The organism is Streptomyces curacoi, from assembly GCF_001513975.1.
In the GTDB taxonomy this organism is placed as follows: domain Bacteria; phylum Actinomycetota; class Actinomycetes; order Streptomycetales; family Streptomycetaceae; genus Streptomyces; species Streptomyces curacoi.
Window position 1 is genome coordinate 144,358 of record NZ_KQ947991.1, and the last position, 18,079, is coordinate 162,436.

At 70.1% G+C, this 18,079-nt stretch carries 16 protein-coding genes and 1 pseudogene; 2 read left to right on the forward strand and 15 right to left on the reverse strand.

The genetic code is table 11. The annotated features are described in order from the left end of the window. The first annotated feature begins 38 nt into the window (after window positions 1–38). Complete coding sequence (locus tag AQI70_RS26520) at window positions 39–857, forward strand: peptidylprolyl isomerase (RefSeq protein ID WP_062154373.1); 819 nt, start codon at window positions 39–41, stop codon at window positions 855–857. Window positions 858–992: 135 nt separating this feature from the next. Beyond that, entirely contained in the window at window positions 993–2,222 is a 1,230-nt protein-coding gene (locus tag AQI70_RS26525; RefSeq protein ID WP_062154375.1) for a DUF349 domain-containing protein, read from the forward strand. A 124-nt stretch (window positions 2,223–2,346) separates the two neighbouring features. Here the strand turns inward: AQI70_RS26525 and relA are convergent, their stop codons facing one another. The 15 genes and pseudogenes from relA to pgsA form a co-directional block, all read right to left on the reverse strand. Beyond that, the gene (gene relA, locus AQI70_RS26530) at window positions 2,347–4,884 is read right to left on the reverse strand and encodes a GTP pyrophosphokinase (RefSeq protein ID WP_062154377.1); all 2,538 of its coding nucleotides are present in this window, start codon (window positions 4,882–4,884) and stop codon (window positions 2,347–2,349) included. A gap of 444 nt (window positions 4,885–5,328) precedes the next feature. Beyond that, window positions 5,329–5,868 carry an adenine phosphoribosyltransferase gene (locus AQI70_RS26535; RefSeq protein WP_062154379.1) on the reverse strand — a complete coding sequence of 180 codons (540 nt, stop codon included), beginning with the start codon at window positions 5,866–5,868 and terminating at the stop codon, window positions 5,329–5,331. Next, entirely contained in the window at window positions 5,865–6,992 is a 1,128-nt protein-coding gene (gene secF, locus AQI70_RS26540) for a protein translocase subunit SecF (RefSeq protein ID WP_062154381.1), read from the reverse strand. Before secF ends, AQI70_RS26535 begins: the two co-directional genes overlap by 4 nt. A 1-nt stretch (window position 6,993) precedes the next feature. After that, window positions 6,994–8,733: a protein translocase subunit SecD gene (secD, locus tag AQI70_RS26545; RefSeq protein ID WP_062154383.1), complete on the reverse strand. Its 1,740-nt coding sequence runs from the start codon at window positions 8,731–8,733 to the stop codon at window positions 6,994–6,996. Window positions 8,734–8,865: 132 nt separating this feature from the next. Next, window positions 8,866–9,357, reverse strand: coding sequence for a preprotein translocase subunit YajC (gene yajC / locus AQI70_RS26550; RefSeq protein ID WP_062154386.1), 492 nt, complete (start codon window positions 9,355–9,357; stop codon window positions 8,866–8,868). A gap of 175 nt (window positions 9,358–9,532) precedes the next feature. Further along, window positions 9,533–10,603, reverse strand: coding sequence for a Holliday junction branch migration DNA helicase RuvB (gene ruvB, locus AQI70_RS26555; RefSeq protein WP_062154388.1), 1,071 nt, complete (start codon window positions 10,601–10,603; stop codon window positions 9,533–9,535). A gap of 94 nt (window positions 10,604–10,697) precedes the next feature. After that, window positions 10,698–11,303 (reverse strand): Holliday junction branch migration protein RuvA, encoded by a 606-nt coding sequence (gene ruvA / locus AQI70_RS26560; RefSeq protein ID WP_062154390.1) that lies wholly within the window; start codon window positions 11,301–11,303, stop codon window positions 10,698–10,700. Continuing rightward, window positions 11,300–11,839, reverse strand: a complete 540-nt coding sequence (ruvC, locus tag AQI70_RS26565) for a crossover junction endodeoxyribonuclease RuvC (protein ID WP_062154392.1) — start codon at window positions 11,837–11,839, stop codon at window positions 11,300–11,302. Before ruvC ends, ruvA begins: the two co-directional genes overlap by 4 nt. A 111-nt stretch (window positions 11,840–11,950) precedes the next feature. Beyond that, window positions 11,951–12,703: a YebC/PmpR family DNA-binding transcriptional regulator gene (locus AQI70_RS26570; RefSeq protein ID WP_004002664.1), complete on the reverse strand. Its 753-nt coding sequence runs from the start codon at window positions 12,701–12,703 to the stop codon at window positions 11,951–11,953. Between the two features lie 48 nt (window positions 12,704–12,751). Continuing rightward, on the reverse strand, window positions 12,752–13,360 hold the full coding sequence (pdxT, locus tag AQI70_RS26575) for a pyridoxal 5'-phosphate synthase glutaminase subunit PdxT (protein WP_062154394.1): 609 nt from the start codon (window positions 13,358–13,360) through the stop codon (window positions 12,752–12,754). Window positions 13,361–13,384: 24 nt separating this feature from the next. Further along, a complete protein-coding gene (gene pdxS, locus AQI70_RS26580; RefSeq protein ID WP_062154397.1) occupies window positions 13,385–14,290 on the reverse strand; it encodes a pyridoxal 5'-phosphate synthase lyase subunit PdxS in 906 nt (301 codons plus the stop codon). A 126-nt stretch (window positions 14,291–14,416) separates the two neighbouring features. After that, entirely contained in the window at window positions 14,417–14,959 is a 543-nt protein-coding gene (locus tag AQI70_RS26585) for a LemA family protein (RefSeq protein ID WP_062154399.1), read from the reverse strand. A 263-nt stretch (window positions 14,960–15,222) separates the two neighbouring features. Further along, window positions 15,223–16,398, reverse strand: coding sequence for a glycosyltransferase family 4 protein (locus AQI70_RS26590; protein WP_062154401.1), 1,176 nt, complete (start codon window positions 16,396–16,398; stop codon window positions 15,223–15,225). Beyond that, window positions 16,395–17,303, reverse strand: coding sequence for a phosphatidylinositol mannoside acyltransferase (locus AQI70_RS26595; RefSeq protein WP_062154403.1), 909 nt, complete (start codon window positions 17,301–17,303; stop codon window positions 16,395–16,397). The genes AQI70_RS26590 and AQI70_RS26595 overlap by 4 nt, the downstream gene beginning before the upstream one ends. Continuing rightward, window positions 17,300–18,048, reverse strand: a pseudogene (gene pgsA, locus AQI70_RS26600) (phosphatidylinositol phosphate synthase). Before pgsA ends, AQI70_RS26595 begins: the two are co-directional and overlap by 4 nt. Between the last annotated feature and the right edge of the window lie 31 nt (window positions 18,049–18,079).

Sequence of the window (18,079 nt, forward strand, 5' to 3'; positions counted from 1 at the left end):
TACCGGTCGACACATACGACGCATGAGGAGAAAACCCGGTGGTCAGCCAGGAACAGCGGCGGCGTCAGCTCGCCCGGGAGAAGTTCTTGCGGCAGCAGCAACGGCGCACGGTCGCCCGGCGCAAGGCGCGCATGCGCAACTCGGTGATCGCGTCGGTGCTCGGAGTGGTCATCATCGGCAGCCTCGCGCTGTACACGACCGGGGTACTCAAGGACGACGGCACCAAGAAGGAGAACGCGGGCTCGGAGGTCAGCCCGAGCCCGACCAGCAAGGCCCCGGACCCGTGCGAGAAGCCGGCCGAGGGCAAGGTCAAGACGGCGACCTGGAAGAAGGAGCCGGAGCTGACCATCGACAAGTCGGCGAAGTACACGATGAAGCTGGCGACGACGTGCGGTGACATAGACATCGCGCTGAAGGCGTCGGCCGCGCCGCACACCGTCAACTCGTTCGACTTCCTCGCCGGCAAGCGGTACTTCGACCACTCCAAGTGTCACCGGCTCACCACCAACGTCATCCACGTGCTGCAGTGCGGCGACCCGACGGGCACCGGCACCGGCGGTCCCGGGTACACGATTCCGGACGAGAACCTGAAGGACAAAAGCCTGAAGGACAACATCTACCCGGCGGGCACCGTGGCGATGGCGAACACCGGGCAGAAGAACTCCGGCGGCAGCCAGTTCTTCCTCGTGTTCAAGGACAGTCAGCTCCCGCCGAGCTACACACCGTTCGGTACCGTTTCCGAATCCGGCATGAAGGTACTCAAGAAGATTGCCGACGCCGGCGAGAGCACCGGCGGGGGCGACGGGGCGCCCAACGCGACGGTCGTAATCAACAAGGCGACGGTCACCAAATCCTGACCGCGAACTGCGAAATTTCGGTCGCGCGGGATGCGGACAGGCAACCCGCCGGTCGCCTATGTTGGCCGTGACGAAACTGTGGACGATGCCCGGGGGAACACGAGCCCCTCGCAGGCATCATGTGGAGGAGGCGCTGTGAGCAGCGACCCGTGGGGCCGCGTCGACGAGACGGGGACCGTGTACGTGCGTACGGCCGATGGCGAGAAGGTCGTCGGTTCCTGGCAGGCAGGCTCCCCCGAGGAGGCGCTGGCCTATTTCGAGCGCAAGTACGAGGGCCTGGTTGTCGAGATCGGCCTCCTCGAGAAGCGGGTGAAGACCACCGACCTGTCGGCGAAGGACGCCCAGACCGCCATCGACCATCTGCGGGAGCAGGTCGACGCCCATCACGCGGTGGGTGACCTGGATGCCCTGCGGGCCCGCCTGGACAAGTTGGTCGAGCTCGTCGACAAGCGTCGCGAGGAGCGCAAGGCGCAGCGCGCGAAGCAGTCCGACGAGGCCCGGCACGCCAAGGAGGCGCTGGTCGCCGAGGCGGAGGAGCTGGCGCAGTCCGACCAGTGGCGGGCCGCCGGCGAGCGGCTGCGGGCCCTGGTGGACACCTGGAAGGGCCTGCCGCGGCTGGACCGCAAGTCGGACGACGAGCTGTGGCACCGCTTCTCGCACGCCCGGTCGGCGTTCTCCAAGCGCCGCAAGGCACACTTCGCGCACCTGGACGCGCAGCGCGAGGAGGCCCGCAAGACCAAGGAGCGGCTGGTCGCCGAGGCCGAGTCGCTGTCCGGTTCGACGGACTGGGGTCCGACGGCGGCGCGCTACCGCGAGCTGATGGCGGAGTGGAAGGCCGCGGGCCGCGCCCAGCGCGAGCACGAGGACGACCTGTGGAACCGCTTCCGCGGCGCCCAGGACGTCTTCTTCGCCGCCCGTAGCTCGGTCTTCGCCGAGCGCGACGCCGAGCAGGCGGAGAACCTGAAGCTGAAGGAGGAGCTGGCCGGGGAGGCCGAGAAGCTCCTGCCGATCGGTGACCTGAAGAGCGCGCGTGCCGCCTTCCGCTCGATCAACGAGCGCTGGGAGGCCATCGGCCATGTGCCGCGCGACGCCCGGCCGAAGGTCGAGGGCCGGATGCACGCCGTCGAGCGGGCCATCCAGGAGGCCGAGGAAGCCGAGTGGCGCCGGACCAACCCGGAGGCACGCGCGCGTGCCGAGGGACTGACCGGTCAGCTCCAGGCCGCCGTGGACAAGCTGAAGGGCCAGATCGAGCAGGCGCGCGCCCAGGGCAACAACGCCAAGGCCGACAAGCTCCAGCGCGAGCTGGAGGGCCGCCAGGCGCTGCTGGACCAGGCGCTGAAGGGTCTGCAGGAGTTCGGCGGCTGACAGCCGGTACGACGCGAAGGGCCCCGTACATCGCGTACGGGGCCCTTCGCGTCGTATGCCTCACGGCCTTGCGTCGTATGCCTCACGGTCTTGCGTCGTATGCCTACGGCCGTGCGTCGTATGCCTACGACCGGCTGCGCGCCGACGTCACCCGGTACACGTCGTACACGCCCTCCACGCCCCGGACCGCCTTCAGGACGTGCCCGAGGTGCTTGGGGTCGCCCATCTCGAAGGTGAAGCGGGACGTGGCGACGCGGTCGCGGGAGGTCTGGACGGCCGCGGAGAGGATGTTGACGTGCTGGTCGGACAGGACGCGGGTGACGTCCGACAGGAGCCGGGAGCGGTCCAGGGCCTCGACCTGGATGGCGACCAGGAAGACCGACGACTGCGTGGGCGCCCACTCGACTTCGAGGATGCGCTCGGGCTCACGGGACAGTGACTCCACGTTCACGCAGTCGCTGCGGTGAACCGATACTCCGCTACCGCGCGTGACGAAGCCGATGATGGGGTCGCCGGGTACGGGCGTACAGCAGCGGGCCAGCTTGACCCACACGTCCTCGACGCCCTTGACGATGACGCCCGGATCGGCGCTGGAGCGGCGTTTGCGGCTGCGGCCTCGGGTCGGCGGGACCGCCTCGTCGATCTCCTCGGTGGCGGCCTCCTCGCCGCCGAGCGCCTGGACGAGCTTCTGCACGATGTTCTGCGCGGAGACGTGCCCCTCGCCGATCGCCGCGTACAGCGCGGAGATGTCGGCGTACCGCATCTCGTGCGCGAGCGTGACCAGCGAGTCGCCGGTGAGGATGCGCTGGATCGGCAGGTTCTGCTTGCGCATCGCCCGGACGATGGCGTCCTTGCCCTGCTCGATCGCCTCGTCGCGGCGCTCCTTGGAGAACCACGCCCGGATCTTGTTGCGGGCACGCGGCGACTTCACGAAGCCGAGCCAGTCGCGGGACGGGCCCGCGCCGGCCGCCTTCGAGGTGAAGACCTCGACCAGGTCGCCGTTGTCCAGGGTGGATTCGAGCGGTACGAGACGGCCGTTGACCCGCGCCCCTATGGTGCGGTGGCCCACCTCGGTGTGCACGGCGTACGCGAAGTCGACCGGGGTGGCACCGGCCGGGAGCGCTATGACGTCGCCCTTGGGGGTGAAGACGAAGACCTCGTTGCGGGACAGGTCGAAGCGCAGGGACTCCAGGAACTCGCCGGGGTCCTCGGTCTCCTTCTGCCAGTCCAGCAGCTGGCGCAGCCACGCCATGTCGTTGAGGTGGTCGTCCTTGCCCTTGCCGGACGACTTCGGCGCGTCGGTGCGGATCTTGGAGGCGCCGGCGACGGCCTCCTGCTTGTACTTCCAGTGCGCGGCGATGCCGTACTCGGCGCGGCGGTGCATGTCGAACGTACGGATCTGGAGTTCGACCGGCTTGCCGTTGGGGCCGATGACCGTCGTGTGCAGCGACTGGTACATGTTGAACTTGGGCATCGCGATGTAGTCCTTGAACCGCCCCGGAACCGGGTTCCAGCGGGCGTGGACGGTGCCCAGTGCCGCATAGCAGTCGCGGACGGTGTCGACGAGGACGCGGATGCCCACCAGGTCGTAGATCTCCGCGAAGTCGCGACCGCGGACGATCATCTTCTGGTAGACGCTGTAGTAGTGCTTCGGGCGGCCGGTCACGGTCGCCTTGATGCGAGCCGCGCGCAGGTCCTGCTGGACCTCGTCGGTCACTATGGCCAGATACTCGTCACGCTTCGGTGCCCGCTCGGCCACCAGCCGTACGATCTCGTCGTACATCTTGGGGTAGAGGATCGCGAAGGCGAGGTCCTCCAGCTCCCACTTGATGGTGTTCATGCCGAGGCGGTGGGCGAGCGGCGCGTAGATCTCCAGGGTCTCGCGCGCCTTCTTCTCCTGCTTCTCGCGCTTGAGGTAGCGCATGGTGCGCATGTTGTGCAGGCGGTCGGCGAGCTTGATGACCAGGACGCGGGGGTCCTTGGCCATGGCGACGACCATCTTGCGCACGGTCTCGGCCTGCGCGGCCTCGCCGAATTTGACCTTGTCCAGCTTGGTGACGCCGTCGACGAGGAGGGCGACCTGGTCACCGAAGTCGCGGCGGAGCTGGTCGAGGCCGTACTCGGTGTCCTCGACGGTGTCGTGCAGCAGGCCGGCCATGAGGGTGGCCGGATCCATACCCAGCTCGGCGAGGATGGTGGTCACCGCGAGCGGGTGCGTGATGTACGGGTCGCCGCTCTTGCGCTTCTGGCCGCGGTGCCAGCGCTCGGCGACCTGGTAGGCGCGCTCGATCTGGCGGAGGGTGGCGGTCTCGATCTTCGGGTCGTTGCTGCGGACTATCCGCAGCAGCGGCTCCAGCACCGGGTTGTACGGGTTGGAGCGCTGGACGCCGAGGCGGGCGAGGCGGGCGCGGACGCGGTTGGAGGAGCCGGAGCGGGCGGGCTGGCCGGTGTTCGGGCGTACCGGTGCGGTCGCGGGGCGCTCGGGCGGTGCGGGCTTGGGCCGGGCCTGCTCGGCGGGCTTGTCGACGGGCGCGGACTGGGCGTGCTCGACCGTCCCGCGGGTGTCGTTCTTCGCGTGCGACGTGTTCGGCGCGGGCTTCGCCGCGGCTGCCGAGGCGGGCTCGGGCTTGGCGGCGGTCAGGTGCTGGGCCTCGTCTGGCAAGAGGACTCCTCGTGCGCGATCCGGGTCCCCCGATCAGGCTCCGGAGACCCCATGGTAGCGATCCTGCGCCCGAGGATCGCCTTCAGCCCGATGTGAGGGCCGTCTACCGAAGAAACGCGAGGGGCTGCCGCGGGATTCCTGCGGGGCCGTCGGGGCGGTGTGAGGCGGGTGGCGCGAGCGTTTCGTGCGGCTGTCGAAGGGGTTGCGCACGTCCCTCGGGTGCGGCGCGTGCGGGCCCCGAGGCGCGTATTTCGAGCCAAGTAGTGGCTCCGGACGAGGCATTGCTTCAGTGCGCCCCTTGCGGTGGACACGTGGCCTCGGTGCGTGCGGCGCTCGCCGGCCCGCGCGTGGGAGTGCCCCACACATGCGTATGCCGCGCGCCTCGTGTCGAGGTGCGCGGCATACGCATCGGTTTCCAGGCCCGCTCTGTGCGGAGGGCTTGGCTCAGACCGTGAGCAGTGACTCCAGCGGGGCTCCGGCCAGGGCCGGCTCAAGGCGGCCTCGGCCGCCGAGGAAGCTCAGCTCCATCAGGACCGCCAGACCGGCCACGTCGGCGCCCGCCCGGCGGATCAGCTGGATCGAGGCCTCCGCGGTGCCGCCCGTCGCCAGGACGTCGTCGATGACCAGGACACGGTCACCCGCTGCCAGGTCCTCGGCGTGCACCTCGATCTCGGCGGAGCCGTACTCCAGGTCGTACGCCTGGCTGAGGGTCGCCCCGGGGAGCTTGCCCGCCTTGCGTACGGGGATGAAGCCGACGCCCGCGCGGACGGCCACAGGGGCGCCCAGGATGAACCCGCGGGCCTCCAGGCCGACGATCTTCGTGGCGCCGGTGTTCGCGGCGACCTCGGCCAGTGCGTCGGTGAGCGCCGTGAACGCCGCCGGGTCCGCCAGGAGCGGGGTGATGTCCTTGAACATCACGCCCGGCTCCGGGTAGTCCGCCACGTCCCGGATACGGCTGAGCAGAAGCTCCTTGATCTCGGTCACCGGCGCTTCCCCGAGGGTCGGCCGCGGCCCCGGCCACGGGACGCCGGCTGGTTGCGCGGCCCGACGACCGCCGGGGCGGCGTCGTCCGGCTCGTCGCCGAGCGGCTCGTCGGTGACCGGGGCGTCGTCCGGGGACTCGCCGTGGGCGCCCGCCTGGGCCCGCTTGGCGAGCACGCGCTTCTTCAGGGCCTTCATCTGCGGCTCGCGCTCCTTGAGGTCGGCGACGAGCGGCGTGGCGATGAAGATCGAGGAGTACGCACCGGCCGCGAGGCCGACGAACAGCGACAGCGAGATGTCGTTGAGCATGCCGGCGCCGAGGAAACCGCCGCCGATGAACAGCAGGCCCGCCACCGGCAGCAGGGCGACCACCGTGGTGTTGACGGAGCGGACCAGGGTGCTGTTGATCGAGCGGTTGGCGATGTCGCTGTAGGTCCAGCGGGTCTGCTTGGTGATGTCCTTCGTCTGCTCCTTGAGGCTGTCGAAGACGACGACCGTGTCGTAGAGCGAGTAACCGAGGATCGTCAGCAGACCGATCACGGTGCCCGGTGTGACCTCGAAGCCGACGAGGGCGTAGATGCCGACCGTGATGGTGATGTCGTGGATCAGTGCGACGAACGCGGCGAGGGCCATGCGCCACTCGAACGCGATCGCCAGATAGATCACCACAAGGATCAGGAAGATCCCGAGGCCCTGCCAGGCCTTGTTGGCGATCTGCTCACCCCAGCTGGGGCCGACGAGTTCGCCGGTGACGTCCTTCTCCGCGACGCCCAGCTTGTTGGCCAGCTCTGCAGAGACCTTGTCGGCCTCGGCCGTGTCGATGCCCGCGACCTGGATGCGCAGCGTGGCGTCGTCGCCGCTGCCGAGCTTCTGGACGATCGCGTCGTGGCCGGACGCCTCCTCCGCGTACTCCTGCGCCTGCGCCACCGAGACACTGGTCTTCGGTGTGTTGAAGACCGCTCCGCCCTGGAACTCGATGCCCATGTTCAGGCCGCGCACCGCCAGGCCGACGATGGCCGTGATGGTGATCAGGATCGAGATGCCGTACCAGATCTTGCGGTTGCCGACGAAGTCGTAGCCGACCTCGCCACGGTGCAGTCGGGCGCCGAGGTTGCCGAGCTTCGACATCTCACGCCTCCTTCGTCTCGATGGGGGCGGAGGGACGGCGGGTGCGGCGCAGCGGCGGCTGGGCACCCAGTCGCTTGGGATCGAGACCCGACCAGCTGTGGCCGCTCGCGAAGAACTTGCTGCGGGCCATGATCGTCAGTAGCGGCTTGGTGAACAGGAACACGACGACCACGTCGAGCAGGGTGGTCAGGCCCAGCGTGAACGCGAAGCCCTGGACCTTGCCGACGGTGACGACGAACAGCACCGCGGCGGCGAGGAACGACACGAAGTCGGAGACCAGGATGGTGCGCCGGGCGCGCGGCCAGGCCCGCTCCACGGCGGGGCGCAGCGTGCGGCCCTCGCGGATCTCGTCGCGGACGCGTTCGAAGTACACGATGAACGAGTCTGCCGTGATGCCGATGGCGACGATGGCACCGCAGACGGCCGGCAGGTTCAGCGCGAAGCCGATGGTCGGGCCGAGCAGCGACATGATCGTGTAGGTCAGGGCCGCGGAGACCAGCAGCGAGAAGATCGCGATGACCGACAGGCCGCGGTAGTAGACCAGCAGGTAGATGACGACCAGGGCGAGACCGATCGCACCGGCGATCAGACCGGCCTTCAGCTGCTCGCCGCCGAGCGCGGCGGTCACCGTGGTGACGCTGTCCTCGCTGAAGGACAGCGGCAGGGCGCCGTACGACAGCATGTTGGCGAGGCTCTGGGCCGACTCCTGGGTGAAGTTGCCGGAGATCTCGGCGTTGCCGCCGGTCAGCGCCTGGCTGACGGACGGGTCGGAGACGACGTCGCCGTCCAGGACGATGGCGAACTGGTTCTGGGGCTGCTGGTTCTTGGCCAGCTTGCCGGTGATCTCGCCGAACTTCTTGGCGCCCGCATCCGTGAACTCCATGGTCACGGTCCAGCCGGCGGCGGTCTGCGTGTTGAAACGGGCCTCGGCCTTGTCGACGTCGGTGCCGTCGACCTCGGCGGGGCCGAGGATGTACTTCTGCCACTGGCCCGAAGAGTTCTGGCCGCAGGCGACCGTGGGGTCGGAGGCCTTGGCGCCGTCGCCGGCCTTGGCGCGGACCGCCTTCTTCGTGCAGTCCAGCGCGGCGTACTGCTCTTCGAGCTTGCCGGTCGCCGGGTCGCCGGAGGGGCTGCCGCTCGCGGACGGGGAGGCACTCGTGGACGGCGTGGGGTCGGCCTTCAGGGCGTCGGTGACCGCGCGGCCCTGGGTGGTGGAGCTCGCCGAGGGGCTGGCCGAGCCGGAGGGCGACGCGGAGGAGTCCGCCTTCTCGGTGGAGTCACCCGACGCGCTGTTGGAGGCGCTCGGCGAGGGGGTGGGCGTCGCGCCGGCGCCGGAGATCTCGGTGGCGATGACAGGACGGAAGTAGAGCTTTGCGGTGGTGCCGACCTGGTCCCGGGCTTCCTTGGAGTTCGTGCCCTTGGGGATGTTGACGATGATGTTCCTGTCGCCCTGGGTCTGAACCTCCGCTTCCGAGACACCCAGACCATTGACACGGCGTTCCATGATCTCGACCGCGGTGTTCATGTTGGTCTTGTTGATCGCGGACTCCTGGCCCGGCTCCGCTTCCGCACGGAGCGTGATGCTCGTGCCGCCGGCCAGGTCGATGCCAAGACGCGGAGTGGTGTGCCCGGAGGCGAACATCCCTCCGGTGAGCCCCGCGATGGCGATCAGGATGAGGGCCAGCGAGCGCCCTGGCTTGCTCTGGGCGCTCGCGTTCCGGCCCTTCTTAGGTGCTGCCACCTTCTCGTACTCCCTCTCGGGCCGCCTCGCTCCGGATCGACGGGCGGGCGGCCATGACATGGTGTCGGGATCCCGTGCGAGATCGGCATGCCCGGGGGCGCGCAGGCATGGCCCGCGCGCCCCGGGACATGGCTACTTCGCGTCGGAGTCGCCGTCGGACTTCTTCGGCTCGTCGTCCGCCTTCGCCTCGGCGGCCACGGCCTCGTCGGACGGCTCCTCGTCCGCGTCCTTCTTGCCGAGGTCGACGGGCTTCTCGTCGGAGGCGGCGGCAGCGGCGGGCTCGTCGGTCTCGGTGAGGGAGGAGGCGTCGTCCGGAACGACGTCGGACTTCAGGTCGTGCTCGATGCCGTGCACGATGCGGTTGTACTCGTCGTCGGAGAGGACGGCACCGATCGCGTTCTTGGCGAAGAGGAGATCCACGCCCGGGCCGGCGTCGAGGAGGACGGTGTCGTCGTTGACCTCCTTGACCGTGGCGTACATGCCCCCGATCGTGCGGACACCACTGCCGGGCTGCATTTGGTTCCGCATTTCCACGGCCTGCTGCTGCTTCTTCTTGGCCGACCGGGTCATCAGGAACATGGCCCCGATGAGCACGATGAACGGGAGGAGGGTCACGAGACTCACGGGTCGGAACTTCCTTCACACGACCGCGATGGTGAGCGGCCTGATGGTTGGGGGTATGTGTGCCGCCGACAACGGCGGCATCGGCGGAGTCTAAGCGAGTCTCCGCGCATGGAACAACGCTCAGCATGGCACCGGGGTTCCCCCTGCGGCCACTGAGCTCGCCGTCACGGTCTCATCACGCCCCGAACAGGTCCTGTTGTCCGTTTCCCGCAGCTGACGAGTGGGGCGGGGTGAGGCCGATATGGGCCCATGCCGCGGGGGTGGCGACCCGGCCGCGCGGGGTGCGGGCCAGCAGGCCTTCGCGTACGAGGAAGGGTTCGGCGACCTCCTCGACCGTCTCGCGCTCCTCCCCCACCGCGACGGCGAGCGTGGACAGGCCGACGGGCCCGCCGCCGAACAGTTTCAGCAGGGCTTCCAGGACGGCGCGGTCGAGCCGGTCGAGGCCCCGGGCGTCGACCTCGTAGACGGCGAGGGCGGCCGCGGCGATGTCCTTGGTGATGATCCCGTCGGCCTTGACCTGGGCGTAGTCGCGGACGCGGCGCAGCAGGCGGTTGGCGATGCGGGGGGTGCCACGGGAGCGGCCGGCGATCTCGGCGGCGCCGTCGCCCTCGATCTCCACGTCGAGCAGGCCGGCCGATCGGTGGATGACGCGCTCCAGCTCGGCGGGCTCGTAGAACTCCATGTGGGCGGTGAAGCCGAAGCGGTCGCGCAGCGGGGGCGGGAGCAGGCCCGCGCGCGTGGTGGCGCCGACCAGGGTGAACGGGGGCAGTTCGAGCGGGATGGCGGTGGCGCCCGGGCCCTTGCCGACGATCACGTCGACGCGGAAGTCCTCCATCGCCATGTACAGCATCTCCTCGGCGGGCCGGGACATGCGGTGGATCTCGTCGAGGAAGAGGACCTCGCCCTCCTGGAGGGAGGAGAGGATCGCGGCGAGGTCGCCAGCGTGCTGGATTGCGGGGCCGGACGTGATGCGGATGGGGGCGCCCATCTCGGCCGCGATGATCATCGAGAGGGTGGTCTTGCCCAGGCCGGGGGCACCGGAGAGCAGCACATGGTCGGCGGTGGCGCCCCGCGCTCGTGCGGCGCGCAGGACGAGGTCGAGTTGTTCGCGGACCTTCTCCTGGCCGATGAACTCGCCCAGGTCCTTCGGGCGCAGCGCGGCCTCGACGGCCTGGTCCTCACGGTCGGCGGACGCACCGACGAGCCGCTCGGGGGCGGGGGTGTCGGTGGTGTCGTCCCAGTTCATGGAGTGTGCCTCGGGGGTCGCGGTGGGTGGTGTACGGGGCGTCGTACCCGGGTGTCGTCAGGTCCGTCGATGAGTCTGTCGACCAGTCTGTCGATCAACGCGCTCGGTTGAGGGTCTGCAGGGCCGCCTTCAGCAGCCGGCCGACCTGCGGTGTGCCCTCGGCGGCCTCGGCCTGCGGGGCCACGGCGGCGACCGCCTCGTCGGCCTCGCGGGTCGCGTACCCGAGGCCGATGAGGGCAGCGTGCAGCTGGTCGCGCCAGCCGTGCGTGACCGGTGCCCCCACGGCGGGCGCGCCGATCGGTGCGCCCAGGCGGTCCTTCAGCTCCAGAAGGAGCTTCTGGGCGCCCTTCTTGCCGATGCCGGGGACGGCGGTGAGCGCCTTCTCGTCGCCGGTCGCCACGGCTGTGCGCAGGGCGTCGGGCGAGTGCACGGCCAGCATCGCCTGGGCCAGCCGGGGGCCGACTCCGCTCGCGGTCTGCAGCAGCTCGAACGTCTGCCGTTCGTCGTCGTCCGCGAAGCCGTACAGGGTGAGTGAGTCCTCGCGGACCACCAGCGAGGTGTGCAGCTTGGCGGGCTGCCCGACGCGCAGGGTGGACAGCGTGTTCGGCGTGCACTGGACGGCCATGCCGACCCCGCCCACTTCGACCACCGCGGCGTCGGGAGCGAGTGCGGCCACTGTGCCGCTGACGAAGGCGATCATGCCGTACGGCCTTTCGGTGCTTTGGCTGTGTGCAGGGCGACAGCCTGCTGGAGTCGGTTCTGGGCGGGGGCCCGCCAGATGTGGCAGATGGCGAGCGCGAGGGCATCGGCGGCGTCGGCCGGCTTCGGCGGGGCGCTGAGCCGCAGCAGACGGGTGACCATGGCGCCGACCTGGGCCTTGTCGGCCCGGCCGCTGCCGGTGACGGCAGCCTTGACCTCGCTCGGGGTGTGCAGGGCGACGGGGATGCCGCGGCGGGCGGCGCAGAGCATGGCGACCGCGCTGGCCTGGGCGGTGCCCATCACCGTACGGACGTTGTGCTGGCTGAACACCCGCTCCACGGCGACGTATTCGGGCCTGTGCTCGTCCAGCCACTGCTCGATGCCCTGCTCGATGGCGACGAGGCGGTGGCCCAACTCGGCGTCCACCGGCGTCCGGACGACGCCGACGCCGAGCATCGTCAGTGGCCGGCCCGCGACCCCCTCGACGACGCCCACACCACATCGCGTCAGTCCGGGGTCCACCCCGAGTACGCGCACCGCCCCTCCTTCGATCGCCTGTTTGTGCAGGCTATCGGGTGCCGCTGACAATGCGACGGGCCGACGGGTATGTCCCGTCGGCCCGTTGAGCCCGTGCAGCTCGCGGCGGCGTTACGCCTCGACCTTCTCCATGATCTCGTCGCTGACGTCGAAGTTGGCGAAGACGTTCTGGACGTCGTCGCTGTCCTCCAGCGCGTCGATCAGCTTGAAGATCTTCTTGGCGCCCTCCTCGTCCAGCTCGACCTGGACGGACGGCACGAAGTTGGCCTCGGCGGACTCGTAGTCGATGCCGGCGTCCTGGAGGGCCGTGCGGACGGCGACCAGGTCGGTGGCCTCGCTGATGACCTCGAAGTTCTCGCCGAGGTCGTTGACCTCCTCGGCGCCCGCGTCCAGGACGGCGGCGAGGACGTCGTCCTCGGTCAGCTCGCCCTTGGGGACGATCACGACGCCCTTGCGGCTGAACATGTACGACACCGAGCCCGGGTCGGCCATGGAGCCGCCGTTGCGGGTCATGGCGACGCGGACGTCGGAGGCGGCGCGGTTGCGGTTGTCGGTGAGGCACTCGATGAGCACCGCGACACCGTTCGGGCCGTAGCCCTCGTACATGATCGTCTCGTAGTCGGCGCCGCCGGCCTCAAGGCCCGCGCCGCGCTTGACGGCGGAGTCGATGTTCTTGTTCGGAACCGACTGCTTCTTCGCCTTCTGGATGGCGTCGTAGAGGGTTGGGTTACCGTCGGGGTCGGCACCGCCCATACGGGCCGCGACCTCGATGTTCTTGATCAGCTTCGCGAAGAGCTTGCCGCGCTTGGCATCGATGACGGCCTTCTTGTGCTTCGTCGTGGCCCATTTAGAGTGGCCGGACATCTGCCTGTCTCCTTCGCGTAACCCATCTATGAACGAACGCCTGAGATCCTACAAGGACTCGGGTGCACGCATCGCGCGCACCATGTCGACGAACAGGCCGTGGACACGGTGGTCGCCGGTCAGTTCCGGGTGGAACGACGTGGCCAGCGCGTTGCCCTGGCGGACCGCGACGATGTGGCCGTCGTGCTCGGCGAGCACCTCGGCCTCGGCGCCGACGGACTCGACCCAGGGGGCGCGGATGAAGACGCCCTCCACGGGGTCGCCGTCGACGCCCTTGACGTCGAGCGCGGCCTCGAAGGATTCGTTCTGGCGGCCGAAGGCGTTGCGGCGCACGATCATGTCGATGCCGCCGACGGTCTCCTGGCCCGAGCGCGGGTCGAGGATCTTGTCGGCGAGCATGATCATGCCGGCGCAGGTGCCGTAGACGGGCATGCCGTCCCGCACGCGCGCGCGCAGCGGCTCCATCACGCCGAAGAGGACGGCCAGCTTGGAGATGGTCGTGGACTCGCCGCCGGGGATGACGAGGCCGTCGACCTCGGCGAGCTCTTCGGGGCGCCGCACCGGCCTGGCCACGGCGTCGGCCGCGGCCAGGGCGATGAGGTGCTCCCGTACGTCGCCCTGGAGGGCCAGGACGCCTATGACGGGTGCGTCAGTCATGTACGTGCAGTCCTTGGAGGGTGCTTACCAGCCGCGGTTGGCGTAGCGCTCGGCCTCGGGGAGGGTGTCGCAGTTGATGCCGACCATGGCCTCGCCGAGGTTGCGGGACGCGTCCGCGATGATCTTCGGGTCGTCGTAGAAGGTGGTCGCCTTGACGATGGCAGCGGCGCGCTTGGCCGGGTCGCCGGACTTGAAGATGCCGGAGCCGACGAAGACGCCCTCGGCGCCGAGCTGACGCATCAGCGCCGCGTCGGCCGGGGTGGCGACGCCACCGGCGGAGAACAGCACCACCGGGAGCTTGCCGAGCTCGCTGACCTCCTTGACGAGCTCGTAGGGGGCGCGCAGCTCCTTGGCGGCGGCGTACAGCTCGTTGTTGTCGAAGCCGCGCAGCTTGGCGATCTCGTTCTTGATCTGGCGCAGGTGCCGGACGGCCTCGACGACGTTGCCGGTGCCGGCCTCGCCCTTGGAGCGGATCATGGCCGCGCCCTCGGCGATGCGGCGCAGGGCCTCACCGAGGTTGGTGGCGCCGCAGACGAACGGCGTGGTGAAGGCCCACTTGTCGGAGTGGTTGACCTCGTCGGCCGGGGTGAGGACCTCGGACTCGTCGATGTAGTCGACGCCGAGGGACTGCAGGACCTGGGCCTCGACGAAGTGGCCGATGCGGGACTTGGCCATGACCGGGATGGAGACGGCGTCGATGATGCCCTCGATCATGTCCGGGTCGGACATACGGGCCACGCCGCCGTCCTTGCGGATGTCGGCCGGGACCCGCTCCAGGGCCATGACGGCGACGGCGCCCGCGTCCTCGGCGATCTTCGCCTGCTCCGGCGTGACGACGTCCATGATCACGCCGCCCTTGAGCTGCTCGGCCATGCCGCGCTTCACGCGGGCGGTGCCGGTCTCGGGAGCCTGGTTTTCGGAGATGGACACGGGTGACCTCACACGGTGAAAGAGGGTTACTGCAAGCACCGAGGAAACGGGAGTGGACCAGGCCACAGCAAGGGCCAATGAGAAGCCGGTGGATCCTTTTCCCGGCCCGTGGTGCGAACGTGCTGGTCAGGCGGCTCTGTCGGTCAGTGCCGTCGGCGGCTCGTCGTCCATCTCGAAGGCCAGCGGGAAGGGGGCGTGGCCCGCCAGGCGGAACCAGCGGACCTTGCGGTGCCGGCGCAGCGCCCGGGCGGCCCGTACGGCGTCGTTGTGGAAGCGGCGGGCCATCGGTACCCGGCGGACCGCCTCGGTCAGCTCGCGGGCCGCCTCCTCTCCCCCGGGCGCCTCCCGTACCGCCTCCACCTGCGGGGCCTCGGCGAACACGGCCCGCAGCGCCTGGCTCAGCTCGCTCTCGGCGACCTCCCGCTGCTCCTCCTCGGCCTGCCGGGCGGCGTGGGCGGCCTCGTACAGGACGATCGACGCGGCCGGGTCCAGTACGCCGGAGGTGGCCAGTTCCTGGGCCACCGAGGCGCGGCGCAGCAACTGGGCGTCGAGGGCGGCACGCGCCGCGTCGATCCGGGCGTGCAGCCGGTCGAGGCGGCCCGCGGTCCAGCTGAGGTAGAGGCCGATCGCGACGAGGGCGACGAGGATCCAGATGAGGGTTGCGGTCACGGCCGCAGACTAGCTTCGCCGGGTCAGGCGGGGGGCGTGCGGGGGCGGGTGAGGCGGGTCGGTGGTTGCGTGTCCTGCGTTGTGGTCGCCGTCGGGCGGTTCTCGCCCCCGCCGCTCCTACCCGTCCCATCCCCCAGGGGCTCCGCCCCTTCGACCCCGCCAGGGGGCTGCCGCCCCCTGGACCCCCGCTTCGGCCCTGAACGGGCCTCGTCCTCAAACGCCGAACAAGCTGGATGATGCCGGACCGGCGTAGCGAGCCCCCCTCAGTCGCGCGCCAGCCCCAACCGCGCCCGCAGGCCGCTTCCGCCGCCCCCGGCGCGCTCGTCCGCGGCCACGGCCGCCGCGCCCGCCGTCACCGTCTCGTACACCGACAGGATGTCCGCACCGACGGTCGACCAGTCGAAGCGGCGTACATGCGTACTCCCCCGGTCTCGCAGCTTCGCGCGCCGTGCCGGGTCCTCCAGGAGCCGTAGGGCCGCCTCGGCCAGGGCGTCGGCGTCCTCGTTGGTGAACAGTTCGCCCGCGGCGCCCTGGTCGAGGACCTGGGCGAAGGCGTCCAGGTCCGAGGCGAGGACCGGGGCCCCGGCCGACAACGCCTCGACCAGGATGATCCCGAAGCTCTCGCCGCCGGTGTTGGGAGCGACGTACAGGTCGACGCTGCGCAGCAGGCGGGCCTTGTCCTGGTCGCTGATCATGCCGAGGAACTCGACCCGGGAGCGGAGTTCGGCGGGCAGGGACTGCACCGCCTCCTCCTCGTCGCCGCGGCCCGCCACCAGGAGCCTGGTCTGCGGGCGGGCGGCGAGGATCTTCGGCAGGGCCCGCATCAGGACCGGCAGGCCCTTGCGGGGCTCGTCGATGCGGCCGATGAAGCCGATGGTGTCGCCCTGCCAGTCGGGGTTGGGGTCGGCCTTGGCGAAGAAGTCGACGTCGACGCCGTTGGGGATCACCACGGCGTCGCCGCCCAGGTGTTCCACGAGGGTGCGGCGGGCGTACTCGCTCACCGCGATCCGGGCGCTGATCTTCTCCAGGGCCGCCTGGAGGATGGCGTAGGCCGCGATCATCGCCCTGGAGCGCGGGTTCGACGTGTGGAACGTGGCCACGATCGGGCCCTGGGCCGCCCAGCAGGCCAGCAGGCCGAGGGACGGCGACGTCGGCTCGTGGATGTGGATGACGTCGAACTCGCCGTCGTGCAGCCAGCGGCGGACCCGGGCGGCCGAGAGGAAGCCGAAGTTCAGCCGGGCGACCGAGCCGTTGTAGGGCACCGGGACGGCGCGGCCCGCCGAGACCACGTACGGCGGGAGCGGGGTGTCGTCGTCGGCGGGGGCCAGGACGGACACCTCGTGGCCGAGCCGGATGAAGTACTCGGCGAGGTCGCGGATGTGGAACTGGACGCCGCCCGGCACGTCCCAGGAGTACGGGCAGACGATGCCGATTCTCACGAGGGCCCCTTCGTGGGGTCGAGATCAGCGAGCCACAAGCGCTGGAGCATGTGCCAGTCCTCCGGATGTTCGGCGATCCCCGAGGCGAAGGCATCGGCCAGCGCCTGTGTCATGACAGACGTCTTCTCGGCCCGGGTACCTGTCTCGGGCACCTCGATCGGCGGATGGACCCGGCCCTGCATGACGGGCGAGTCGTCGTACCAGAGCGTGACGGGGAGCAGCAGTGCCCCGGTCTGCTGGGCCAGCAGCGCCGGTCCGGCGGGCATCCGGGCGGTGTCGCCGAAGAACTCGACCTCCACGCCCGAGGCCGACAGGTCGCGGTCGGCGACCAGGCAGACCAGGCCGCCGTCGCGCAGCCTGCGGGCCAGCGTGCCGAAGGCGGTGCCGCCGCTGTGCGGCAGGACCTCCATGCCGAGGCCCTCGCGGTAGGCGACGAAACGGTCGTAGAGCGACTCGGGCCTGAGGCGTTCGGCGACCGTCGTGAACGGCGTTTGCAGCTTGGTGGTGACCCAGGCGCCCGCGAGGTCCCAGTTGGCCAGGTGCGGCAGCGCGAGTATGACGCCGTTGCCGGCGGCCAGGCCGTCGGTCAGGTAGTGGATGTCCTTGGCGTCGAAGCCGCCCTTGACGCGCTCGGCGCTCCAGGCGGGGAGCCGGAAGGACTCCATCCAGTAGCGCAGGTACGAGCGCATGCCCGCGCGCGAGAGTTCGGCGAGGCGCTCCGGGCTCGCGTCGGGCACCACGCGCGCGTAGTTGCTCTCCAGCCGCTGCACGCCCTTGCCCCGCTGCTTCCAGGCGAGGTCGGCGATGGCGCGGCCAAGCCGTACGGCGACCGGCTCGGGGAGCTTCTTGACCGTGCTCCAGCCCAGGCCGTACAGCGCGTCCGTGAGCCGCTCCTGGGCACTCACTTGGCTGCCTCACTCCCTTGAGAGGCGTTCTGCGGCTTGTCCTGCGCGGCTTCCGCGGCCTCCGCCTCGGCCGACTCCCGGCGAACCGTGACGACCCGCTGGATCAGCGTGACGAGGCTGCCGACGGCGACGATCCACAGGGCGACGGGCAGCAGGTACTGGATGCCGGGTACCCCGAACTTGTGCAGGCCCGCGAGACCGGCCGCGACCAGGGAGATCACCAGGCGCTCGGCCCGCTCGACGAGGCCGTTGACGGCGACCGGCAGGCCGATCGACTCACCACGGGCCTTGGTGTACGACACCACCTGGCCGCTGGCCAGGCAGAAGATCGACACCGCGCACAGGACGAGGTCGTCGCCGCCCCCGGCGTACCAGAGGGCGAAGCCGCCGAAGATCGCGCCGTCGGCGACCCGGTCGAGGGTGGAGTCCAGGAAGGCGCCCCAGCGGCTGGAGCGGCCCAGCTGCCGGGCCATGTTGCCGTCGACGAGGTCGGAGAACACGAACAGCGTGATCACGACCGTGCCCCAGAAGAACTCGCCCCGGGGGTAGAAGGCCAGCGCGCCCACGATCACGCCGGCGGTGCCGATCAACGTGACCATGTCAGGACTGACGCCCCGCCTGATCAGAAATGCGGCGAACGGCGTGAGGACACGCGTGAAAAACGCACGCGCGTACTTGTTCAGCATGGCCTTCCCGAGGGTCGGTGTGGCGCCGGGCGGCCCCTGCTGGCCACCGGCTGGCCCATCGTAGCCACGCGCGCGTGAGCGCGACCGCCG

What these genes read in the sequence shown, in the direction of transcription:
- ruvB (WP_062154388.1), bottom strand. Translation starts at nt 10,603, where the DNA reads ATGAACTGGGACGACACCACCGACACCCCCGCCCCCGAGCGGCTCGTC.
- ruvA (WP_062154390.1), bottom strand. Translation starts at nt 11,303, where the DNA reads ATGATCGCCTTCGTCAGCGGCACAGTGGCCGCACTCGCTCCCGACGCC.
- AQI70_RS26570 (WP_004002664.1), bottom strand. Translation starts at nt 12,703, where the DNA reads ATGTCCGGCCACTCTAAATGGGCCACGACGAAGCACAAGAAGGCCGTC.
- pdxT (WP_062154394.1), bottom strand. Translation starts at nt 13,360, where the DNA reads ATGACTGACGCACCCGTCATAGGCGTCCTGGCCCTCCAGGGCGACGTA.
- secF (WP_062154381.1), bottom strand. Translation starts at nt 6,992, where the DNA reads ATGTCGAAGCTCGGCAACCTCGGCGCCCGACTGCACCGTGGCGAGGTC.